Origin of the sequence: Streptococcus sp. HMSC056C01 (assembly GCF_001811305.1) — a bacterium.
Classification (GTDB): domain Bacteria; phylum Bacillota; class Bacilli; order Lactobacillales; family Streptococcaceae; genus Streptococcus.
The window spans coordinates 1-20,099 of the sequence record NZ_KV804189.1 but is presented as its reverse complement, the minus strand read 5'-3'; the positions used below and the strand labels follow the sequence as shown (position 1 = coordinate 20,099).

Annotated in this window: 23 protein-coding genes; 18 read left to right on the top strand and 5 right to left on the bottom strand. The window is 33.8% G+C overall.

The features are described from left to right. Nucleotides 1–198: 198 nt before the first annotated feature. Nucleotides 199–822: a hypothetical protein gene (locus HMPREF2795_RS02135; protein ID WP_075228119.1), complete on the bottom strand. Its 624-nt coding sequence runs from the start codon at nucleotides 820–822 to the stop codon at nucleotides 199–201. An 86-nt stretch (nucleotides 823–908) separates the two neighbouring features. Then, nucleotides 909–1,001, bottom strand: a complete 93-nt coding sequence (locus tag HMPREF2795_RS11060; protein ID WP_398578195.1) for an LPXTG cell wall anchor domain-containing protein — start codon at nucleotides 999–1,001, stop codon at nucleotides 909–911. A gap of 489 nt (nucleotides 1,002–1,490) precedes the next feature. Here HMPREF2795_RS11060 and HMPREF2795_RS02130 point away from each other — a divergent pair, with 489 nt between their 5' ends. From HMPREF2795_RS02130 to HMPREF2795_RS02090, 9 genes are all read left to right on the top strand, one after another. Next, nucleotides 1,491–2,222: an ABC transporter ATP-binding protein gene (locus tag HMPREF2795_RS02130; protein ID WP_075228118.1), complete on the top strand. Its 732-nt coding sequence runs from the start codon at nucleotides 1,491–1,493 to the stop codon at nucleotides 2,220–2,222. 17 nt (nucleotides 2,223–2,239) lie between these two features. Next, the gene (locus HMPREF2795_RS02125; protein WP_075228117.1) at nucleotides 2,240–3,556 is read left to right on the top strand and encodes an FtsX-like permease family protein; all 1,317 of its coding nucleotides are present in this window, start codon (nucleotides 2,240–2,242) and stop codon (nucleotides 3,554–3,556) included. Between the two features lie 611 nt (nucleotides 3,557–4,167). Continuing rightward, nucleotides 4,168–4,614, top strand: a complete 447-nt coding sequence (locus HMPREF2795_RS02120; protein ID WP_075228116.1) for a sigma-70 family RNA polymerase sigma factor — start codon at nucleotides 4,168–4,170, stop codon at nucleotides 4,612–4,614. 88 nt (nucleotides 4,615–4,702) lie between these two features. After that, a complete protein-coding gene (locus HMPREF2795_RS02115; RefSeq protein ID WP_186822895.1) occupies nucleotides 4,703–5,017 on the top strand; it encodes a hypothetical protein in 315 nt (104 codons plus the stop codon). Further along, nucleotides 5,017–6,105 (top strand): cell division protein FtsK, encoded by a 1,089-nt coding sequence (locus tag HMPREF2795_RS02110; protein WP_075228115.1) that lies wholly within the window; start codon nucleotides 5,017–5,019, stop codon nucleotides 6,103–6,105. The genes HMPREF2795_RS02115 and HMPREF2795_RS02110 overlap by 1 nt, the downstream gene beginning before the upstream one ends. 72 nt (nucleotides 6,106–6,177) lie before the next feature. After that, nucleotides 6,178–6,708, top strand: coding sequence for a hypothetical protein (locus HMPREF2795_RS02105; protein WP_231069251.1), 531 nt, complete (start codon nucleotides 6,178–6,180; stop codon nucleotides 6,706–6,708). A 202-nt stretch (nucleotides 6,709–6,910) separates the two neighbouring features. Next, nucleotides 6,911–7,507 (top strand): replication protein, encoded by a 597-nt coding sequence (locus HMPREF2795_RS02100; protein WP_075228114.1) that lies wholly within the window; start codon nucleotides 6,911–6,913, stop codon nucleotides 7,505–7,507. 5 nt (nucleotides 7,508–7,512) lie between these two features. Further along, entirely contained in the window at nucleotides 7,513–7,764 is a 252-nt protein-coding gene (locus tag HMPREF2795_RS02095) for a MerR family transcriptional regulator (protein ID WP_075228113.1), read from the top strand. 86 nt (nucleotides 7,765–7,850) lie between these two features. Continuing rightward, the gene (locus tag HMPREF2795_RS02090) at nucleotides 7,851–9,116 is read left to right on the top strand and encodes a tyrosine-type recombinase/integrase (RefSeq protein ID WP_075228112.1); all 1,266 of its coding nucleotides are present in this window, start codon (nucleotides 7,851–7,853) and stop codon (nucleotides 9,114–9,116) included. Nucleotides 9,117–9,507: 391 nt separating this feature from the next. On the opposite strand, the gene HMPREF2795_RS02085 is transcribed toward HMPREF2795_RS02090, so the two are convergent. Continuing rightward, nucleotides 9,508–12,204 (bottom strand): SEC10/PgrA surface exclusion domain-containing protein, encoded by a 2,697-nt coding sequence (locus HMPREF2795_RS02085; RefSeq protein WP_075228111.1) that lies wholly within the window; start codon nucleotides 12,202–12,204, stop codon nucleotides 9,508–9,510. Nucleotides 12,205–12,358: 154 nt separating this feature from the next. Here HMPREF2795_RS02085 and HMPREF2795_RS02080 point away from each other — a divergent pair, with 154 nt between their 5' ends. Continuing rightward, entirely contained in the window at nucleotides 12,359–12,694 is a 336-nt protein-coding gene (locus tag HMPREF2795_RS02080; protein WP_047206714.1) for a helix-turn-helix domain-containing protein, read from the top strand. A gap of 25 nt (nucleotides 12,695–12,719) precedes the next feature. Here the strand turns inward: HMPREF2795_RS02080 and HMPREF2795_RS02075 are convergent, their stop codons facing one another. Beyond that, complete coding sequence (locus HMPREF2795_RS02075) at nucleotides 12,720–13,673, bottom strand: hypothetical protein (RefSeq protein WP_075228110.1); 954 nt, start codon at nucleotides 13,671–13,673, stop codon at nucleotides 12,720–12,722. A 225-nt stretch (nucleotides 13,674–13,898) separates the two neighbouring features. On the opposite strand from HMPREF2795_RS02075, the gene HMPREF2795_RS02070 reads away from it, so the two are divergent. From HMPREF2795_RS02070 to HMPREF2795_RS02035, 8 genes are all read left to right on the top strand, one after another. Continuing rightward, nucleotides 13,899–14,354: a hypothetical protein gene (locus HMPREF2795_RS02070; protein ID WP_075228109.1), complete on the top strand. Its 456-nt coding sequence runs from the start codon at nucleotides 13,899–13,901 to the stop codon at nucleotides 14,352–14,354. Nucleotides 14,355–14,469: 115 nt separating this feature from the next. Then, nucleotides 14,470–14,790, top strand: a complete 321-nt coding sequence (locus HMPREF2795_RS02065; RefSeq protein WP_261675604.1) for a hypothetical protein — start codon at nucleotides 14,470–14,472, stop codon at nucleotides 14,788–14,790. Nucleotides 14,791–14,873: 83 nt separating this feature from the next. Beyond that, complete coding sequence (locus HMPREF2795_RS02060) at nucleotides 14,874–15,305, top strand: hypothetical protein (RefSeq protein ID WP_075228107.1); 432 nt, start codon at nucleotides 14,874–14,876, stop codon at nucleotides 15,303–15,305. 6 nt (nucleotides 15,306–15,311) lie between these two features. Further along, nucleotides 15,312–15,842: a hypothetical protein gene (locus HMPREF2795_RS02055; RefSeq protein WP_075228106.1), complete on the top strand. Its 531-nt coding sequence runs from the start codon at nucleotides 15,312–15,314 to the stop codon at nucleotides 15,840–15,842. After that, entirely contained in the window at nucleotides 15,842–16,597 is a 756-nt protein-coding gene (locus tag HMPREF2795_RS02050) for a helicase HerA domain-containing protein (RefSeq protein ID WP_075228105.1), read from the top strand. Before HMPREF2795_RS02055 ends, HMPREF2795_RS02050 begins: the two co-directional genes overlap by 1 nt. 151 nt (nucleotides 16,598–16,748) lie before the next feature. Then, nucleotides 16,749–18,020, top strand: a complete 1,272-nt coding sequence (locus HMPREF2795_RS02045; RefSeq protein ID WP_075228104.1) for a replication protein RepA — start codon at nucleotides 16,749–16,751, stop codon at nucleotides 18,018–18,020. A gap of 81 nt (nucleotides 18,021–18,101) precedes the next feature. After that, on the top strand, nucleotides 18,102–18,362 hold the full coding sequence (locus HMPREF2795_RS02040; protein WP_075228103.1) for a MerR family transcriptional regulator: 261 nt from the start codon (nucleotides 18,102–18,104) through the stop codon (nucleotides 18,360–18,362). A gap of 96 nt (nucleotides 18,363–18,458) precedes the next feature. After that, nucleotides 18,459–19,724 carry a tyrosine-type recombinase/integrase gene (locus HMPREF2795_RS02035; RefSeq protein ID WP_075228102.1) on the top strand — a complete coding sequence of 422 codons (1,266 nt, stop codon included), beginning with the start codon at nucleotides 18,459–18,461 and terminating at the stop codon, nucleotides 19,722–19,724. A gap of 203 nt (nucleotides 19,725–19,927) precedes the next feature. On the opposite strand, the gene HMPREF2795_RS10845 is transcribed toward HMPREF2795_RS02035, so the two are convergent. After that, on the bottom strand, nucleotides 19,928–20,099 hold a 172-nt coding region (locus HMPREF2795_RS10845; RefSeq protein WP_075228101.1), incomplete at its 5' end, for a FanG protein.

Here is a 20,099-nt window from a genome sequence, read left to right as displayed (position 1 = left end):
CAACCGAATCACTACCTTTTTCACTACCTTTTTTTGAAATAAGAATACGGATTCGGACGATTAAAAGTAAGAGAAACTTCATTATGAGGTTTCTCTTTTTTTGTATTTTCATTCCTAAAAATTTTTGAAATAGAGTAATCTTTTCTAAAATTTGTGGAATCCAAAAAATCTTCCTACATATGTAAGAAGATTTTTTAATTATTCTATGATTGTATAATCTCCACTATCTAATAAATCTATTACTTTTTGAACAAACTGAGTTGAAAGTAAATCTACTATATCAGCTCCATGAGTTTGAAAATTCTCATCTATTTCTTTGATTTCTAATTGAGTATTTTTTTCTACTCTTTCTTCTGTAATTGGGGTATGAAAACTATATTCACCAATTTCATAATACAAGAAATAAAGATATTTTTTCTCACCCAAGCTATAATCAAAAAAATCAACTTCCTTATTTCTATCATAGTCATAGTAACTATTTTCCTTAATAATATCGTTTATTTTTTCATTATATAGTTTTGTATAATTTTTTTGATAACTATATACTCGTTGTATTTTTTCCCCGTCATACTTTTTATGAATTAGTTTGGGGCTGAAGTTTAATAATAAATCTTCTTTCATACTATAGTATTTTTCTTTTTGTTCCTTTGCATTTTCAATATTATCTTCTTTGTATTTATAGAACCCACCTTGCTTATAATCTTTTATTTTATCTCGATAGTTTTTTGCTCTTTTATTAACAGAATATATACATTCTGCAATAATTTGATTTGTTATTTTTTTATTCTTAATTAAATCAGTATATCTCTTAGGAGTTCTCATTTTTTAACCCTCATATTGTTTCTATCTTATAGTATATATTTTAACAAAAATCTTCTTATTTTATAATAAGAAGATTTTTTATTATTCTAGTTCTTTCTACGTACTGTTACAAGTCCAAATACTCCAAGAATTGCACCGAGTACCAACATTACAACACTCGATGACTCGCCAGTCTCCAGGGTCGAACCGGCACGTCCTTGCGGACACTGGATTTTGAGTTCTATGAATACACCTTTTAAATCTTATATCCTTGATTTAATAAGGTTTTAGGACTTTTGAATCTTGCAAAATAGACTCATTTTTCAAATTTTTGTAACTTTTTGGTAACTCTGTTGTATCAAAAACTTTTTACATATGTTAATATTTTCGTTATAGCTAACTTTAATTCTCATTTATTAAGTATATCTAAGTTTTATGTTTAAATTTTGTATAGAATAGCTGTACCTCTTAATAGAGTTATGATTACGCTTTCAATTAAACCTCTTTTATGATACTATTATAGTAATAGAAAAAAATTCTTAGTTCGCTAAAGACCTTTATTCGAGTTCCAGATAAAAAAGAAATTTTATCCATTAAAAATTCGTTTCATAAGTTACTTACTTGATATTAATAGAATTCCAATTTATATAATAAAATCAAAGATGACACTGGAATCAGGAGGATTTATTATGGTTAATAATGTAGCTGTTAAAGTCTCAAACCTTTCAAAAGAATTTTTGTTAGGGCAAGACAAAACTGTCTCTATTTTGAAAGATGTTTCTTTATCTGTCAATTATGGGGAGTTTGTATCAATACTTGGTGTCAGTGGTTCTGGAAAGTCTACTTTGCTAAGTTGCTTATCAAGTTTATCTGAACCAACAAGTGGCGAAGTTGTTATCAATGGTATAAATCCATATACCTTAAAAGAAGGGAAGCTTGCTAAATTTAGAAGGCAAGATATTGCAATTATTTTTCAAAACTATAATCTGGTACCCGCTCTACCTGTACTAGAAAATGTTACACTTCCTCTGAGACTCTCAGGAAAGAGTGTTGATAGTAATAAAGTAAAAAAAATGTTGGATAGTTTGAATTTTAAAGCAGAACTATCATCATTAGTTGCTACCTTATCAGGTGGAGAACAGCAAAAAGTGGCTATTACTCGTGCAATAATAGCTGATAGTAAAATTATTTTTGCTGATGAGCCAACAGGAGCTCTGGACAGCGTCTCAAGAAAACTTATTTTTGAAACACTTCGTAATTTAGCGAGTCAAGGAAAATGTGTTCTTATGGTCACTCATGATATTGAGTTGGCTTCAAAAACTGACAGAGCACTCATTTTAAAAGACGGAAAAATATCTCGACAAATTATTAAACCTTCAGCTGAGGAGCTCTACCAAGCACTTGAAAGTAGTAAAGATTAATTTGAGGAGGATTTATTATGCTAAAATTAATCATTTACCAATTTCAGTACTCAAAAAGACAATGGTTAGGAACAATACCATTACTATTTGTATCTAGCCTGATTGTTGGAACATCTTTATTTGGTATTGCTAGTGCAATAAAGACTGCTAATATTAACGCTTCACAACTTTTTCAAATGCTAATAGTTTTTGGAGGGACTACTCTATTTTTCCTTATTTCAAATAATATAAGACTGCTAATAGATATCTTTAAAAAGGATTACCAATTATGGGCTACCCTAGGCGCAAGCAGAACTCAGCTATCTTTATTAGTATCTGGACAGTTTTATTTAATGGCAGTGATTGTTAGTAGTATTGGTACAATACTTTCATTTATCATGGCAGATAGTTACTACAAATTTTTACAAAATTTATTAGGAAGAGATGAGTTACCTGATTTAGTTATTACAGCTAACATTCAATCAATTTTATTAAGTGTTTTTATAGTCCCAACAATTGTCGGGATAGGGGCTTACTTTTATTCAAGTCGAATACTTAAAATATCATCAATATTAAAACCAAAAAAGAAAAAAAGAAAAGTTACAGTAACTGGTTTTATTAACATCTCTGTTCGTTTAATCCTATGGTTACTATGTATAGGTTTGATTGTTTCAGCAGGTTTTAGCAGAAATAAAGAAATAATTTCAACACAGTCAAGCATAATATTATTTTTATTAATTATTCACATCCTTATTATTCAATCACTATCTCCCTCAATTCAAGTGTTTCTAATAAAATTTTTAATGAGGATATTTCCAACTGAAAATTATGTAATCAATACAGGCTTTTGGAATCTACTATCCAATCCTAGTTATTTGAAAAGTATACAAACTTCAATGAGCATGGGAGTAACTCTCATTTCTGGATTTATTCTTTACACCCAAAATATGTATTCATTCATGAATACAGCAAACGGTGTACTCGAAGCAAGAGCTTCCTTTATTGCTTATCTGTCTGCTCCAATTATTCTGATTATTACTAGTTCTATTTCTCTTACAATTTTATCTTCAAATAAAGATATTGAAGACATTAAACAGTTAAAGACACTAGGAGTGTCAAGATTACAACTTTTTAAAATACGTATAGGCGAGGCAATAATACATTCGGTGCTAATTTTATTAGTATCAGTAATTTTCAATTTAATTATTTTAATTTTAGTTAGCTTTATTGGCCAACTTTTAGGCCAAAGTGTAGTAGATATATCAGGTTTCTGGCAACCGAGTCTTATAGTTATTTCTTTGTTAGTTATTTTTTATAGTATTACAAAGGGATTTTATATATTTCGAGATAGATAAATTGGAATAGTTACTGATTCAAAAAGAACACACTTATTGACATTGAAACAAAAGCAATACTAAAACTAAAGAGTCTGGGACAATAGTCCCTTATTTCCAAAAAAAGCAACGGATTTACCGTTACTTTTTTGCATGGTTGCGATAGGAGGTCTTATTTTTCGAATCTTTACATTTTACCAACATTTAAAGCCATCCCAAGTTCTCTCGATGAACAGAGCTTAGGATGGCTTTTTTTGTTTTTATTCTACTTTGTTAATATATTGATATTCGTATAAAGTTCCCTAAAAGATTCGTGTACACGAATCTTTTTAAAATGAGGTTTCACCTCAAACACCAATTTATTCATAAAAATTTATTTTCAATTGTTTATTCCCTAAAGGGAATTATACTCCAAAATCAAGATTCTGTCAAGTTAAATTTCAGTTACAAATCTTTACCCTCCCCCCACACAAGTGCTGTGGGGGATTTTTGTTTTTTCTAAACTTTTTTCACTTTTTTGTCCGAGAACACTCAAAAAATCTCCTTATAAACAAGAACAACCATCCAGCTCATGATGTTAAACCGAGCAAGAATCCTTTCACTATTTTTGTCCAAAAGGAAGGTAAAGAATTATGGCCAAAAAAAATTCAAAACAACCCAAACCTGACAAGGTCGCTATCCGCAGAGAAAAAGAAATTAAGGAAGCGATTGAGTGTGGCAACTGGAAAAGAGTTGTCCATCTTCTATCATTACCACTCGAAAACGCAGAAAGAAGAGACAGGTATCATGGAAAACTCAGCATCAATTTCACCTATAAGAAGAAAGAAATGCTTGACTTTCTACCTGACAATTCCAGACACTCCAATCCTCTTGAATCACTCATTTATGAAGAAGATATGAAGATTATCTATCAGACAATTGACGAGTTCGACGACATCGAACAAACCATTATCTTTGGTTACTTCTTTGAAGATAAGAAGTTCACTCAATTAGCTAGAGAAGTTCACCTCAGTGACAAAACAGTCAAAAGAAGGCTAGAAAAATCACTCAAACTTCTGAGGGAAAAACTTGAAGAATAAATAAAAAACTGTCCAGCTCATGACAGGAAACCGAGCTTGTCCCTTTTCAATTTTTAATCTTCATATAGAAAGGTAAAACCATATGAAAATCAAACCACAAAAACGCAAAGGCGGATACTCAAATCAAACAGCAGAACAATACGTGAATCTTCAAGCACCTATTCACTTGCTCAGTGATGAGCTTGAGCCACAACAAAAATTCGAGGATGGAAAGCCAACCGGTGAAATTGTTGCTTACAAGGCTTGGTTCGGACAAAAAGGGCTCCCGCCTTTCCAAGTTAAATTTTCAGAAGCACCTGACCTACCAGACTATCTGTCTTTGGTTTCCTTTGAAAATCTAATGGCATGTGAAGTAAACTATAATGTTTACTTCAAAGCAGATAAATTAAAAGAGGTAAAATAATGGTTCATTCTCTCACAAAAAGAGAGTTGGAACAATACTTGTTGCAGAGTCTGAACATGGGTTTAGGCTCTGTTCTTCAAGGTGAAACATCTTATACCAACTCATTCGATATTGCAGTTAAAGAAGATGGATTTATCTTTATTCCACGCCTTCCTTGTGGCTTTATTATTGATGATGACTTATATCAGAAGGTTTTTCTAATCGCAAATGCCTCCTTATATCCAGAATATACTTTGTTAAAGCAAAATTCTGCTTACTTTATTGCATTAAAGACAGAGGATATTCATGTTCAGCGAGGCTTATTTTTTCCGTGGAAGAAGGGAATTTCTCAACGTCTAGTGATTTCAGACCTTGAACAGTTTACATCATCTTTAAGGGGGAATGATATTCCTGTAATGAAGAATCTAGTCATTAACTATGATAAGGTAACATCTATCGCAATTGCTGGTAACTCAGGAAGTGGGAAAAGTTATGCTTTGACGTATTTGTTAAGCGTATTAAAAAATATTTCTGATTTGATTATCGTTGACCCAAAATTCGATACTCCTTCACGATGGGCAAGAGAATACCAAATTCCCGTCATTCATCCACACGAAAACCGTTCTAAATCTGATTTTGTGTCAGAAATAAATGAAAGTTTAAGTCAGTGTCTGTCTATTATTCATAAACGCCAAAGGATTCTCTTTGAAAATCCACGTCATGAATTTAAACATATGACAATCGTTATTGATGAAGTGCTCGCCTTGTCTGAGGGAGTCAATAAAAATATCAAGGATTCCTTCTTCTCTTTATTGTCTCAAATTGCATTACTAGGGAGAGCCACACGAGTTCATTTACTTCTTGTCAGTCAACGCTTTGATCATACTACCATACCAGTTTCTGTTCGAGAACAATTAAACGTTCTTATACAAATTGGAAACATTAATAAAAAGACCACACAATTTTTGTTTCCCGACCTTGACCCAGAAGGCATTGTTATTCCAATCGGCAAAGGAACTGGCTTAATTCAAATCATTGATAACGAACATCCTTATCAAGTTCTCCCCCTCCTCTGCCCCACCTATTACACTACGAAAGGAATTTTATAGACTATGATAAAAACGAATTTTCAAAAAACCATTCATCCAGCAACCACCCTTTTTATAATAGGAATCCTATCTATGCTTATTTCAATCTTATTGAGGCTTGGAATGAATCCCTTGGAAAACAGTATTTATTTCACATCTCTGTTTGATTTCCTGCACTTGCTTCACTTTATCAGCTCATCTATCTCTTTCTTGTCCCTTCTCTTATTCTTTGGATTATTTGGCTATGAAATTAAGATACGCCAGAGTGAAGACAGAATAGTTAACCTCTTTAAATCCATCATACAGACCTTTTCTCTTCGTCTTTTTCTGATTCAAAGAGAACACTCGGAATCTGTAGGCACAGGAGAGCAAGGAAACATAAAGAGATACAACCCCATCAACAAGCAGTTCAATAAAGCGATTCAGAAAGTAGTTGTAGATATAAGAGAGGGAAGTGCAACCTTGATTATTCCTGTTCCCAAATCTCAACAAGCTATTAGAATTCTAAAAGATTTGGAAACAATCATCAGTGAAGAAATTTCTAGTCGCAATCCAGACTATTATTTTTCACGGCCTGAAAGAAAGGGTATGGCCTTCTACTTTATCGGAACAAGACGCAATTGATTGGAAGGGCGCTTTGGCGCACGAAGTGAGCGCCACCTAGCGCCCTTCTGCTTGGTATATGGACTAACGGGTTACTACGACCCCGTTAGTCCAATAATCAATAATCACCAAAAATCAAATAAATCATGTTCCACATTCCGAAGACACCCCTCTAAATCTCCTTATAGATAGAAATACAATTTGAAAGCGAGACATATTGAATATGGCAAAAGAACAACGTTCTAATAAATGGGCTTTTCTTTTCTACAGAGAGAGCGCCCCAGAAAACTATTTGGAAATCCTTGAAGGTTTTCATATCCCCTTTATCTTATCACCTTGGCATGATAGAGATATCAATCGAAAAACAGGGGAACTTAAGAAAGCTCATAAACATGGAGCCTTTTTCTTTGATTCGCTTAAAAGCTATAATCAAGTATCTGAACTCATCAAGGATAAATTAAAGGGACCTGCTCATGTAGAACCTATTATGTCTCCAAAAGGGATGTATGACTACTTTGTCCATGCGGAGAATCCTGAAAAGACTCAATACAAAATTGATGATATAGAAATAGGATGCGGATTTGAATTAGACAAATTCCTCATAAACAATAACAACGATGATTTTCTATCAACTATTATTGACGTGATAGATAAGAAGAATTTCACCGAGTTTAATCATTTGGTTAGATATGCGAGAGAAGAAAATCCTACCTTATTAAGGCTTATTGTAGACAAAACTTACTTTTTTGCCAAATATTTGGATTCACGAAGGTATAGCAACCAAAGCACCTGTCAGTCAAAATTAGAAAAGAAAGGATAAAACTGATGAACATGACGAAATTAGACCAAATTGAAAACCTACTACATACACTCATTACTATTCTTCAACAAAAATTACAAAGCAATGATTCTTATGGGATAGTCACACAGAAAGAACTATTGAAAATCTTACAGATTTCTCCTAATACGTTGAAATCATGGGAAAGCAAAGGGTTAAAGCGCCTTGAGCCACCAATTGAAGGAACACGTACTGTTTTTTACAAGATGAAAGACGTCATTGACTTTTTGACTATTTAACTTTAAGTATGCTAGAATAGAACTATCAAATAAAGAATGTGAGGGTTCTATTCTAGCCTTTTAATTGTCCGAAGAAAGAGGCTAATATGAGTAAAGAAATCATTCAACACAACAACAAAAAAATAACTAAAATTACCAAGCAAAATGGTGATGTTAGTTACTCCGTAAAGGGTGTTTATATTGGAACTGATACAAAGACTGGAAAACGCATAACAAAAACTATCACCGCTAAAACATTAAAAGCCTTAGATAGAAAAATTATTGAAGCAAGAATTCAGTTTGAAAGTGCTGGTTTTACTATAAAACAAAGTATCCAAATAGATAATTTTGAAAATTTGGCTGAGGTTTGGTTCGATAATTTCAAAGTATGGGTTTCCTCTCAAAATACTATAAATCGAGTTAGAGGCTATCTTGATACATACATTCTTCCTCAATTTGGGGATTATAAACCTGATCAAATCAAACCTGCTGATATTCAACTTTGGATAAATAAGCTATCTAGAAAAGCAAAGAAAGCTGTTGATTCCGGTGTAAAACGTGCCCCAAAAGGCAGTGCAAGAGATTTTGGTGCAATAGCTCACAAAGTTCGTGATATTTTTGATTTTGGCATTACAAATTGTGGATTGAATACTAACCCAGCCAAATCAATTAAAATTCCTCCAAAACCCAAAGCGAGCAAAGAACGTATTATGGTACTTCATGATGACGATTTGAAACACTGGTTGTCCTATCTTGAAACCTTACCAAATACAAGAGCAAATAGACGCTTTAAAGTTATTTGTAACACGCTATTAGCATCTGCATTGCGAATAAATGAGTTATTGGCATTGGAAATAACAGACCTAGATTTTGAAACAAATGAAATTCTTGTCAGCAAAACCTTAATGTGGAAAAGTGCAGATAAGAAACTAGATATCAAAGGTGAGATGATTTGTAAACCAACCGCAAAAACCGATTCTGGAAACCGTAGGGTTCCCGTTCCACTTTCAGTTATGGAAAAACTCAAGGAATTTTATGAGGAGATGGGTGCTTATTTTGAAAAGTATGAGTTGCCAAAATCTTCACTTATTTTTCCAACTATCTATGGCAACTACATGTGTGACAGAAATGAACGTGCAACGCTTAAAAAGCGGTTGACTGAGTTGGGACTACCAAACTATGGCTTTCATCTGTTTCGTCATACACACGCATCTATGATGTTAAATGCTGGTATGAACTGGAAAGAACTGCAACACAGAATGGGGCACAAGTCTATCACAACAACTATGGATACTTACGCTGAGTTAGCACCAAAAAAGAAGTTTGAAGCAGTAGATATTTTCTTAAACAAGATAGAAGAACTAGCAAGCTGATTTTATCACTACCTTCATCACTACCTTTAAACTTTAAAGCTCTACAATCCTTGATAATATAGGGGATATAGGTCAATTATTTAACTCTTACAGAAGTTAAATAAGGTTTCATTACATTTCAGTACATACTGAAAAACATTGATTTCATGCGATTTTTAAAACATTGAATTTCATTACAAATCATTTGAAATCAGTTCTATGGCAACCTTTTTGGCAACCTTTTTTGAAATAAAAAAGAAAGTCAACAATCGAAGAATGTAAAGTCCTAAGAATTTTCTAGGACTTTTTTCATTCCTAAAAATTGTTGGAATAGCGCAGTCTTTTCAATAAATTTTAGGAATCCAAAAAAATCTTCCTACAATAAGTAAGAAGATTTTTTATTTTTTATTTTTTACTTTCTTAAGCTCTTTTTGGTATACCCTAATCCTAAACTTGCTAATAAGCTAAAACCTAATAAGCCTAGCATCGTCTCCTTTGTTCCTGTATTTGGAAGTTGCTTCTTAGATTCTGCTTTTGCATTTGTAGCTTTTGCAGGAGCTTGATATGTTTTATCGTCTTTAGTTCCTACTGTCGCAACTACAGCCTTATTTTGAGCCTTCGCATCCACAACATCAACTACCTTACCGTTAGCATCAGTAACTTCAACAGGTTGACCACCTGCGTTACGGATTGCATCTTCTTTGTCTTTCAAAGCCTGCAAGCGTTGTTGTTCAGCAAGGTATGCGTCATGGTCGGCTTTAAGTTGCTTAAAGTTCTCATACCCACGAGCCTTAGCTTCTGCGATACCCTCAAGACGAGTCAACTCTTCCTTAGCAGTTTCCAACTCAGCACGAAGTACACCAAGCTTAGATTTAGCATCCGTAAGCTCTTTATCTAAAGCTTTAAGGACTTCATCACGGTGTGTAAGAGCGAGTTCAAGAACTGTATGAGTATCAGTAGCCTCTTTAGATGCTTCACGTTTACGAGCAAGGTCTTGACCAGCTGACTTACGAGCCAAGACTGCTACATCATGAGCCTTAGTAAGGACTTCCAATTCACCTTTAGCTGAGGTAAGAGCCTTGTCTGCATCTGATTGTTCAGCCTTAGCAGTCTCAAGAGCTGACTTAGCATCAGTAAGAGCCTTAGCTTTGTCAGTAGCGTTTGATTTAGCTAGAGCAAGCGACTCCTTAGCAGTTTGCAAAGATTTAGTGTCCTGCGCTAGTTTATCTTCAGCATCAGCAAGAGCCTTTTCAAGAGCTGGAACATCAATCTTGTTGCCTACTACATCTGAAAGGTTTTTACGAGCATTAGCAAGAGCTGTCTCAGCGTTAGTGTAGTCAGTTTGGGTTGATTGAACTGCTGATTTAGCTTCTTCAGATGCTTTAACTGCGTCGTCATAGGCTTTTTGAGCAGTTTCAACTGCCTTAGCGTCTACCTTCTGGGTAGTTGTAGTTACCTCTTTAGTAGGAGAGAGAGTGAAACTAGTCTCATATTTTACCCCAAGCTGACTATAACCAAAACCTAGACCTACACCAAGATTGGTTTTATCGGTATCACGGAAACCTAGAAGTGACAAAGCACCACTATATAGATCTTCGCTAGAACTTGTACTTGTTGCAGACATAACTGTCTGAACAATACCCTCATAAACAACTTGCTTGATTTGAGCCATAGTTGAAAGAGTACCTTTGCCTGCGTAATCTGGGATATTCTCTGCTCGAATACCTAGTGCATCCAAGTCAAAGTTAGCTGATTCTTTACCCATAGCTAACTTCTCAGCTAGAGTTTTTGTATAGTTTGGACTTGTCTTACCATCTGTCACCTTTTCAAAAGGATTTGCATAATGGTTAAACTGAGTTGCCAATTCAACAGAACTTTCACTAACTTTAAGAGGTGCAGTACCAACCTTAGCACGCAAATCGTTAATGATAGATGCTGCATACAAACTTAATTTAGTCGCTTGCTCTTTAGATAGGTGTTGGAAATCAACAATCTCTGTTTTATCTGTGTCTTCACTACCATAAGCAATATCTTTACCTTTGTAGAAATACTTACCTGTAAAGTTATACCCACCTAGAGTATTGGCACTCACACCTGTTTTCTCGTCAGTATAAGGCTTATTGATTGCCTTCATAACATCAAGAACATTGCCTGTACCATTAGCTAGGGCTTTAATTGCCTTAATATACTCATCAGACAAGGCTGGAGAGTAAGTTGCCTTAGGAACATCGTACATTGTTTCAGAAGATGTGGTTGTTTCAGTAACACCTTGTTTAGCTACATCAAGAGCTGATTTAGCATTTGTAACTGCACCGTCTTTGTTAGATTGGTCAGCTTTAGCATTAGCAAGGGCTGTAGTAGCTTGAGTGAGATTAGATTCAGCTTGAGATACCCCAGTTTGAGCATCTTTTATAGCTTGGTCTTTATCGGCTAGAGCCTTTTTAGCATTGTCAAGGTTAGCCTGAGCAGTCTCTACTGCCTGAGTGTCAGCACTAACTTGGTTAGTAAGCGTAGCTACCTCTTTTTCAAGGGGAGCAACATCAGTAGTAGATGAAAGAGAATCTACTTTTTTCTGAGCGTCAGCTACCTTATTAGCCATATCAGTAGCAGTTTTCTCAGCATTAGATACTACCTTAGTTTGGTCAGCAACCTTTTCAGCAGTAGCCGAAACAGACTTATCAGCATCAGCTACAGTCTTTTCAGCCGTAGCAAGCTCGTTGGCTTTTTTATCAGCGTCAGCCTTAGCCTCAGCAACCTTTTCAGGTGTAACAGACTCAGCCTCTTCTACTTTCTTAGTAGTATCAGCAATAGTCTTTTCAGCATTAGCAATGTTTGCTTCAGTAGATGCAACAACTTCTTTTTGCTTAGCTACATCCTGATTAGCCTTATCAGATTCAGCCTTAGCCGTATCCACGTCCGATTGCGTAGGAACTTTAGCAATTACCTCGTCCTGAGCAACTACCCTAGTTGCTGGCTCATTAACTGCAACTTCAGTCTCACTAGCCGATACCCCAGTAGATACCCCTAAAGCCGAGATTGCAAGCGTTGAAATAACTGCACCAGTACGCAATTTTTTGATGGTTCCGTGACCTTGTGTTTTTGATTCCATCGTATAAACTCCTTTATGTCTTAAAAGACTGTTTTATGAATAATATTATACCATATTTTACAGTCTTTTAAATATTATTTTTATTGTAATTTCAGTCTTTTGACAGCGATTTATTCAATGGGATAAACTTGTATGATAGTTATGAGGTACTATCATGACTGAAAAAATAAATTTAAGAGAATTTGTTGCAAAACAAATCAGACTTCTAAGACTGAAAAGCGGGATGACACAAGAATATCTAGCAGAAAAGGCTGATCTGGGATTCAACTATATCTATAGATTAGAGAATAAACAGTTAAACGTTAAGCTTGAGACCATTGAAAAAATCATACAAGCGCTTGAAGTTGATATGAATACTTTTTTTAATATTGAAAATCAAAATCAAAGCGGAGAATTTTCACAACTCATTGAAGATATTAGAAACCTACCAACAGAAAAAAGAGAACCTACTATAAAAGCTCTCCGAGATATATTAAAGCAAATAAATTAAGCCAAGTATTTTTGAACTTGGCTTTTTATTTTGTTAAATTCCCTCGACATTCAAAAAAGAACTCATATAAACTACTACAAATAAAACGACTATCTAATAGCGGAGCGAACAATAATTCTAGTTCCTTTTGTAGTTTTTCAGTTTCAAATTTTAATTCATTAAGAGTCATTTTTGTTGAAAATTCTAAAAAATTATTTCTACCCTTATCTTTAGTGATTTCCCTCGGATGTAAAGGTCCCGAATCTGTAACTGCTATACGTAGTTTAGCAAGGAAAAGCATAATTTGCCAAATATTGGTTTGTTCTTCACTACTATTTTTAGAATCAATTAAACTAACAGTTAATTCTTCTAATATATTTAAAAAATTAGCCTTATTCAGATATTGTTCAAGAGTTGAATAATCAATATCAAAATCGATTTCATCCTGTGAATACATAAGAAATTTTAGCAAAAAAGACTTCATATCGTCTAGTTGCTCACTAGAGAGCTCAAATATACTATATCTAGTATTTTTACCTTTTATTGCTTTGTATTTATTAGCAAAAGCTAGACAACTACGAATTAAACCTTGATCTTGCTGAGTCAAATATAGTTCACTTAATTCCGATTCTTTGTCTTCAAAAAAATCATCTACTGTCCCCTCTAACATATCAGTTATAGTTTCTGACTCAACTTTAATTTTTTGAAAAAGTAAAGAAATTACAAATTTTGTAGTTCCCTTAACTGAAAAAACTTTCCAATCCGTTTTTTTACTCTCTCCACAGTAATCTTCTACAAAACCTCTTTTATTAGAGCTTGAAAAGTTCCTAGGTATAAATGCTTCTCTTATATCTCTTAACAACTTATAACTTTTCCAATAGTAAATATATTGTTTTAAAATTTCAATATCATGTACTATAATTCTTAGTTCATTTTGTAATGCTTTGTTTTCTTCATATAATTCTATTAAAACTTCAAAACATGAAATATTATTTTGCATATCAATTCCCCTCCCCAATACACTACTATAAATTAATTATACCAAAAAAGCTATTGGGATGAGGGGGAAATACAAAATATTGTGATTTTTTTAACATGTATAATAGCAACATAATCAAAAAAAGATCGTTGTTTGTAATAAAATTAATTCTAGAATGTTATTATCAATGTTTCTGAAATAAGTTCTATACAGCGATCTAAAACTTGCAATAAAGAGGTTAAAAGAATGGATTTACAAAGATTTAAAGAAATAGGTTGTAACCCTAAAGTTATTCCCGCGAAAATAAAAAATGAAGATTTTGATTATCTTGCAAAAATAACTTGTATCTGGTTCACTTTTCAATACTATAGTAAATTTTATACCAGGAAGCCTCCAAAAAACTATGCATTCTATGATGTATTAATGCAGTATGATAATTCTGAGGAATTTAGAAAATATCGTACTGATCTTGGAATACCTGAAAATGAATATGGTTATCCAACTATCAGTAGCCGAACCCTACAAAGAATTTTTTCTCTACATACAATTAATAAAGCATTTGTTCTTCAAATTTTTACAAATAACCATTTCCAAAGAAGATATATAGAAGCTTATAATTATTTCTTTTGGGATAATAGTTGTGAATTAGTCAAACCTTATAATAAATTTCTCAAAAATCTTATGAAATTGGCGAGTTTTTAATCTAAATAAAAATATAAAATGATTATAAAGGTGGTGATTCCAATGTAAAATAACCTAATACTCTGTAGTAATTATTATTGCTGAACAAGTCCTACACAGTAGTAATATGTAAAGATTGTGGCGAAAGGAATTAAAAAAAATGCTTTTATGTGAAGAAGTTCTTATAACTGTAAATTTGCTAGGTTTGAGTCAAGAAATAGACTTTGAAACAAAACAGGCAACTGGAAACGTAAAACTGGATGTTGGTTTTCGAAATGATTCTGGAAAATATATTACTAGAATCATAAAAGTTAACAATTCGACAGTTTCAGAATACACTCCGTATCTAGATGAAAAAATCAATTTAAGATTACAACGTGTAACATTTTCAGCTTATCTATCTAATAATAGAGCAGCGTTATCTATTAAAGCTGAGAAAGCAACGATAGAGGAATAAGTATGATTCTAAAAAGAGCTAGAGCACCAACTGCTTAATTTTCTTCGTGCTGACAAAAAAAAATTACAAGGAGAGTTTAAAAAATGAAAAAAATTTTTGAAGAGGCAATCAGACAAAATCCTTCGATTACTTTTGATCGATGTGTCAAAGAGTGTGAAAAGTTGCTAGGAATACTGGGGAGCGATCAACTAGTTAACTTAAGTCTAGAAGATCGTTTGAATCTAGTGAGTAAGTTTGAATATATATCTTATGAGAGCAGAGGATATCTAGACTTACAAGCACTTGTTCCTAGTTATGCTGTAAAAAAAGACTCTCTGCTATTAAAACAAAGAGAAAACCCTTTTATCACAACAGCTCAACAACAGCATGCTCAAAAACTATATGATATGGTTTCATATACAACAAATAGCTACCCGTATGGGATGATAATTTACTACGATTTTGAATCGTGGACAGATGATAAGTTACGTTTGAATATTACGTTAGAGTATAACGAAGCGTTTAACAGGAGATAAACTTTAATGATTTACATTTTACAGTCAGTACTCTACTTAATATCCATATTTTTAATACTATACTCAGGGTTTGTATTTGTTAATATGATTATTCTTGTCTATACATTGCCTCGTGAAGAATTACTTCCGAAAGCTATCAAAAACACAAACTTGCAAATTCAACATTTGTTAAAGTTATTTATTGACTCTCAAGAAGAACAAAACTATTATTCAGATTTTCATGCTGAGCTTATACATCAAGCTTCAAAGCTCAGTATATATCTGAACACAATTCATTTCCCAAATGGGATACAACGAGAGAGACAAGATTTCTATCTCTGGTTATCAAAAATGCCAGTTCAACAAGACTTTGATGATTGGAAAATGGAGCTACGTCAAACGGTACGTAGTTACAATGATAACCTTGATGTTATGTTTAACATGGTAGAGGAAGAACCTTATTTAAAACTCAAGATTAATCTAATCTATAAAGAAGATTTAAATCGTCTTAAGCACAGTCAGGCTAAACCCCTCTACGATGACGAAGGAGAAATTTGATGACACTTAAATTGAATATACTGAGAAAAGAAAGTAGCAACGAACCTATTGAATGGAACTGCACTCGCTTTCCACATCTCCTCATTTCCGCACCAACAAATAGCGGGAAATCTTACTTCATTAAATATATACTAAGTATATTAAAAATTCATTCAGATGATGCTTCTATTATGATACTTGATTACAAACAAGGAATAGACTATTGGCAGTGGAGACAATTAGATAATGTGTATCTTGGTGATTCCGTTTACGATGGTTTTCGGCAAGCTTATAGCATTTTTGAAAATCGTAGACTTAATCCTAACCAAAAATATCCTCCTTTCTTTTTGATATTTGAAGAATATCAAAGTACAGTTGAAAGCATTCCCAAAAAAGCTGACAAAGAGGAGTTTTTACAGAAAATGGGGAATTTGTTACGATTATCAAGACAGATCAATTATCACATTATATGTGTCTGTCAAAGAGGGGATTCCTCCTTGTTTCCTCCTGGTGGAAGGGAAAATTTTTCCTCTAAAATTTCAATTGGAAGATTAAGTCCCCAAGCTAAACAGATGCTGTTCCCTGATGACGAGGTTAATCGCAATAAATCCCAAGGCGAAGTTAATATTCAGTTTGATGGTTCGTTCGTTATTGAAGCTAGAACCTATACTATTAAAGATATAGATAAAGCAACATATTTAATAACTGGCTTACTAGATCGAGGACTACCAAAAAGCGAGGAGGCTGTTGCCCGTAGCCCCTCAGGCGAAGGATAAGCTTACAGCCTCGCCAGCTTTAGCTGGCTAAGTTCGGGCTAGTATTACCCCGAACTTCATGACAACATGACAAACTAACTAAAACATTACTATAACTAGTATAATTGGATATAAAATTGTCACAATAAGAAAGTGACAAAGGAGAAGATTCATGACAAATTATAAAGTTTCATCTGACTTTCGCGCTCGTAGTTTCTGTTGTGTTCTGAACAACGTTGATAAGTTGTTCGATAAGAAATCAGATTTTTTTGATAGCGATACATACAATGAAAAAACTAAAAAAAGAATTCAAGAGTTTCGCAAGTCCCTTCCAGATACCGATGAACCTCTCAGCCCCGAGGAAATTGTCTATTTCTTAATGGAACGGTGGATTGCACGAAATGAAAACGTTGTCTGCGCTGTTAACTATGAAATCGGTGACAACGGAACTCATCATTGTCACATGGTGCTTGAAGATAAACAAGCTTTCCGATTCTCGGCTCTTCAAAAACTCTATCCCACTATACATATAGAAGTTACCCGTGGAACCAGAGAGCAAGTCATTGCTTACCTTGAAAAAAGCGGAGAGCATGAAGAAAAGGCACATACTATTGTAGTACCTATGAAGATTCACGGTGAGCTTAGAGCTGGAAATCAAGGTCACCGAAGTGAATTTGATTACATTCAGAAACAAATAGAGAACGGAGCTACTCCTGAAGAAATTATGGGGAGTAACTTTGAGTTCCGTAAATACTCTAAAATGATTCGTGAACACTTCTTTCAGTATCGACTTTCTCATACTCCAGACGAAAAAGAAATGGCAGTATACTGGCATGTGGGAGAGTCTGGAGATGGAAAATCGCACACGCAAGTTGATTTAAAGAAAAAACATGGTCGGGATAATGTGTATATCTGGACTGACTTTGACAATGGTGGGCTTGACCTATATTGCGCTGAATCTATACTTTTTATGGATGAATTCAAGGGCATGCCATACAAAGAATTTCTTAAGGTGACAGATGTTTACCCTATTCAGCTACACGCCCGTTACACAAATACAATCGCTCTTTGGAATGAAATCCACATCACATCAATTTTCACTCCAAAACAAGCTTATGACTTAATGGTAGCAGAGGGTCAACGAGAAGTTGATAGCTATAAACAGTTACAACGGAGACTTACTGAGGTTATCTTTCATTTCAAAACTAAAGAAAATGATGATAGCTTCAAGTATAAAACCATTACATTTACACCTGAAGAGTTCGATAGATACAGCAAGGAACAAATTGAAAAATTTGCATACCTATTCGATAAGTTTAATCCAAGTGTATTAAACTATGACTTCGAAAAGGATGCATTTCACAGTTCTATGAACCCAAGCAATGATCGAAGAAAAAATGCTACTACTTCCAAACCATCCAAATCAGAAAGTAATAGCAAATAAGTATTCCGAGATAAGCCAAGGCTAATCTCTACTACCATTATGCCATATTTCGATTATTGTTGCAAAGAAAGAGAGAATAGTATGTCACAAGATTACCATGAAATGAAGCAAATAGAACTCCTGCTTCACACTATCATTGAAATGCTAAAGAATTTGAACAGCGAAAAAAGAAGTTCATGCATCTACACACAAAAAGAGATTTTAGATTTGCTCAGTATTTCCCCTAACACATTAAAGTCATGGGAAAATAGAGGTCTAAAACGTTTAGAACCACCTATTGAGGGTACTAGAACCGTTTACTATCATATTGATACTGTTTTAGAGTTTTTAAGCCACAACTAAAAGTGAAATGTGCTAGAATAGAAGTATCAAAAAAGAAAGTGAGATACTATCTATTTTAGCTTTTTTCAATTCTTCGATTGATTGAGGAGAGCAACTATGAATATAGAAAAAATCACCCATAAAGGCAAAAACGTCCTCAAGAAAGTAAAGGATAATGGCGAGATTAGTTATTCAGTAAAGAGCGTCTATCTAGGCTTAGATATAAAGACTGGAAAACCTGTAAAAACAACTGTAACAGCTAAAACCCTACGATCCTTAGATCGTAAAATTATTCAAGCTAAAATTGATTGGGAAGAAAGTGGTTCAACAAGGAAAGAAACTTTTAGCATTGCTACCTTGTCAGATCTAGCTGAAATGTGGTTCTCCAACTACGAAACTTGGGTCAGCTCAGATAACACTCTAAACCGAGTGAGGAACTATCTAGACACCTATATCCTCCCCAAATTCGGACACTATCAACCAGATAAAATCACTTCTTCCGATATACAAAAATGGATTAACGAGCTTGCCCAAAAATCTAAAGAATCTGTCGATGCCGGTAATAAACGAGCTAAAAAAGGAAGTGCAAAAGATTTTGGAGCAATCGCCCACAAGTTAAGAGAGATTTTTAATTTTGGAATAACGCATTTTGAACTCAAATATAATCCTGTTCAATCTATCAAGATTCCACCAAAACCAAAAAGCAATCAAAAACGCATTATGGTTCTTCATGATGAAGATTTAACTATCTGGCTAAATTTCGTCGATACTTTACCTAATACTAGAGCTAATCGGCGATTTAAAGTTATCTGCGACAGTCTACTTGCTTCAGGAATGAGAATCAATGAGCTATTAGCTTTGACTATATATGACCTTGATTTTGAAAGTTCTGAAATATTAGTCACTAAAACTCTTGTATGGAAAAATGCAAACCCTAAGTTAGGATTAAAAGGAAAGGTTGTTTGTAAAAATACTCCTAAATCTGATTCGGGCAATAGAAAAATAGCTGTTCCGTACCAAATTATTGAGCAACTTCAAAACTTCCATGATGAAATGAATCTTTATTTCAAGAAGAACGGTCTTTCAAAAAGCAAGTTGATTTTCCCAACAATTTACGGAAACTATATGTGCGATAGGAATGAACGTGCTACACTCAAAAGACGATTACAGGAAGTTGATCTACCTGACTATGGTTTTCACTTATTCCGTCATACACACGCTTCAATGATGTTAAATGCTGGTATGAATTGGAAAGAGTTACAGGTTCGCATGGGACATAAGTCTATCAAAACTACTATGGACATATATGCCGAGCTTGCCCCTAAAAATCAAACACAAGCGGTAGATATTTATCTAAATAAAATTGCGGAGCTAACCTCATAAAATTCATGGCAACCTTTTTGGCAACCTCTGACAGTTTTATCCAAATCAATAGCTTATAAACATTGATTTAATAGGGTTTATCACAACTAAAATAGATTTTAAGTATTCCTTACAGAAGTGAAGTAAGCATTCAATACGAATCAATACATAAGAAAAACGCTGATTTCAAGCGTTTTTTCTTTTTTCAATTTCAATACATTTCACTATATTTCAGTCCAAACTCTACCTTTTTTAGATAAATATATCATCTGGATATTGAAGTTGAGCCCTGCTATCATTTCGATGGCAGGGCTTTTTAATGTTTGGTACACTACCTTCTTATCTATATTTTGATGGAGCTGAAGTTGACATCTACAAAGTTTAATGTTAAAATAC

What these genes read in the sequence shown, in the direction of transcription:
- HMPREF2795_RS02130 (WP_075228118.1), top strand. Translation starts at nt 1,491, where the DNA reads ATGGTTAATAATGTAGCTGTTAAAGTCTCAAACCTTTCAAAAGAATTT.
- HMPREF2795_RS02135 (WP_075228119.1), bottom strand. Translation starts at nt 822, where the DNA reads ATGAGAACTCCTAAGAGATATACTGATTTAATTAAGAATAAAAAAATA.
- HMPREF2795_RS02055 (WP_075228106.1), top strand. Translation starts at nt 15,312, where the DNA reads ATGATTTACATTTTACAGTCAGTACTCTACTTAATATCCATATTTTTA.
- HMPREF2795_RS02070 (WP_075228109.1), top strand. Translation starts at nt 13,899, where the DNA reads ATGGATTTACAAAGATTTAAAGAAATAGGTTGTAACCCTAAAGTTATT.
- HMPREF2795_RS02100 (WP_075228114.1), top strand. Translation starts at nt 6,911, where the DNA reads ATGGCAAAAGAACAACGTTCTAATAAATGGGCTTTTCTTTTCTACAGA.
- HMPREF2795_RS02080 (WP_047206714.1), top strand. Translation starts at nt 12,359, where the DNA reads ATGACTGAAAAAATAAATTTAAGAGAATTTGTTGCAAAACAAATCAGA.
- HMPREF2795_RS02095 (WP_075228113.1), top strand. Translation starts at nt 7,513, where the DNA reads ATGAACATGACGAAATTAGACCAAATTGAAAACCTACTACATACACTC.
- HMPREF2795_RS02105 (WP_231069251.1), top strand. Translation starts at nt 6,178, where the DNA reads ATGCTTATTTCAATCTTATTGAGGCTTGGAATGAATCCCTTGGAAAAC.
- HMPREF2795_RS02125 (WP_075228117.1), top strand. Translation starts at nt 2,240, where the DNA reads ATGCTAAAATTAATCATTTACCAATTTCAGTACTCAAAAAGACAATGG.
- HMPREF2795_RS02060 (WP_075228107.1), top strand. Translation starts at nt 14,874, where the DNA reads ATGAAAAAAATTTTTGAAGAGGCAATCAGACAAAATCCTTCGATTACT.
- HMPREF2795_RS02045 (WP_075228104.1), top strand. Translation starts at nt 16,749, where the DNA reads ATGACAAATTATAAAGTTTCATCTGACTTTCGCGCTCGTAGTTTCTGT.
- HMPREF2795_RS02085 (WP_075228111.1), bottom strand. Translation starts at nt 12,204, where the DNA reads ATGGAATCAAAAACACAAGGTCACGGAACCATCAAAAAATTGCGTACT.
- HMPREF2795_RS02120 (WP_075228116.1), top strand. Translation starts at nt 4,168, where the DNA reads ATGGCCAAAAAAAATTCAAAACAACCCAAACCTGACAAGGTCGCTATC.
- HMPREF2795_RS02075 (WP_075228110.1), bottom strand. Translation starts at nt 13,673, where the DNA reads ATGCAAAATAATATTTCATGTTTTGAAGTTTTAATAGAATTATATGAA.
- HMPREF2795_RS02040 (WP_075228103.1), top strand. Translation starts at nt 18,102, where the DNA reads ATGTCACAAGATTACCATGAAATGAAGCAAATAGAACTCCTGCTTCAC.
- HMPREF2795_RS02090 (WP_075228112.1), top strand. Translation starts at nt 7,851, where the DNA reads ATGAGTAAAGAAATCATTCAACACAACAACAAAAAAATAACTAAAATT.
- HMPREF2795_RS02050 (WP_075228105.1), top strand. Translation starts at nt 15,842, where the DNA reads ATGACACTTAAATTGAATATACTGAGAAAAGAAAGTAGCAACGAACCT.
- HMPREF2795_RS02110 (WP_075228115.1), top strand. Translation starts at nt 5,017, where the DNA reads ATGGTTCATTCTCTCACAAAAAGAGAGTTGGAACAATACTTGTTGCAG.
- HMPREF2795_RS02035 (WP_075228102.1), top strand. Translation starts at nt 18,459, where the DNA reads ATGAATATAGAAAAAATCACCCATAAAGGCAAAAACGTCCTCAAGAAA.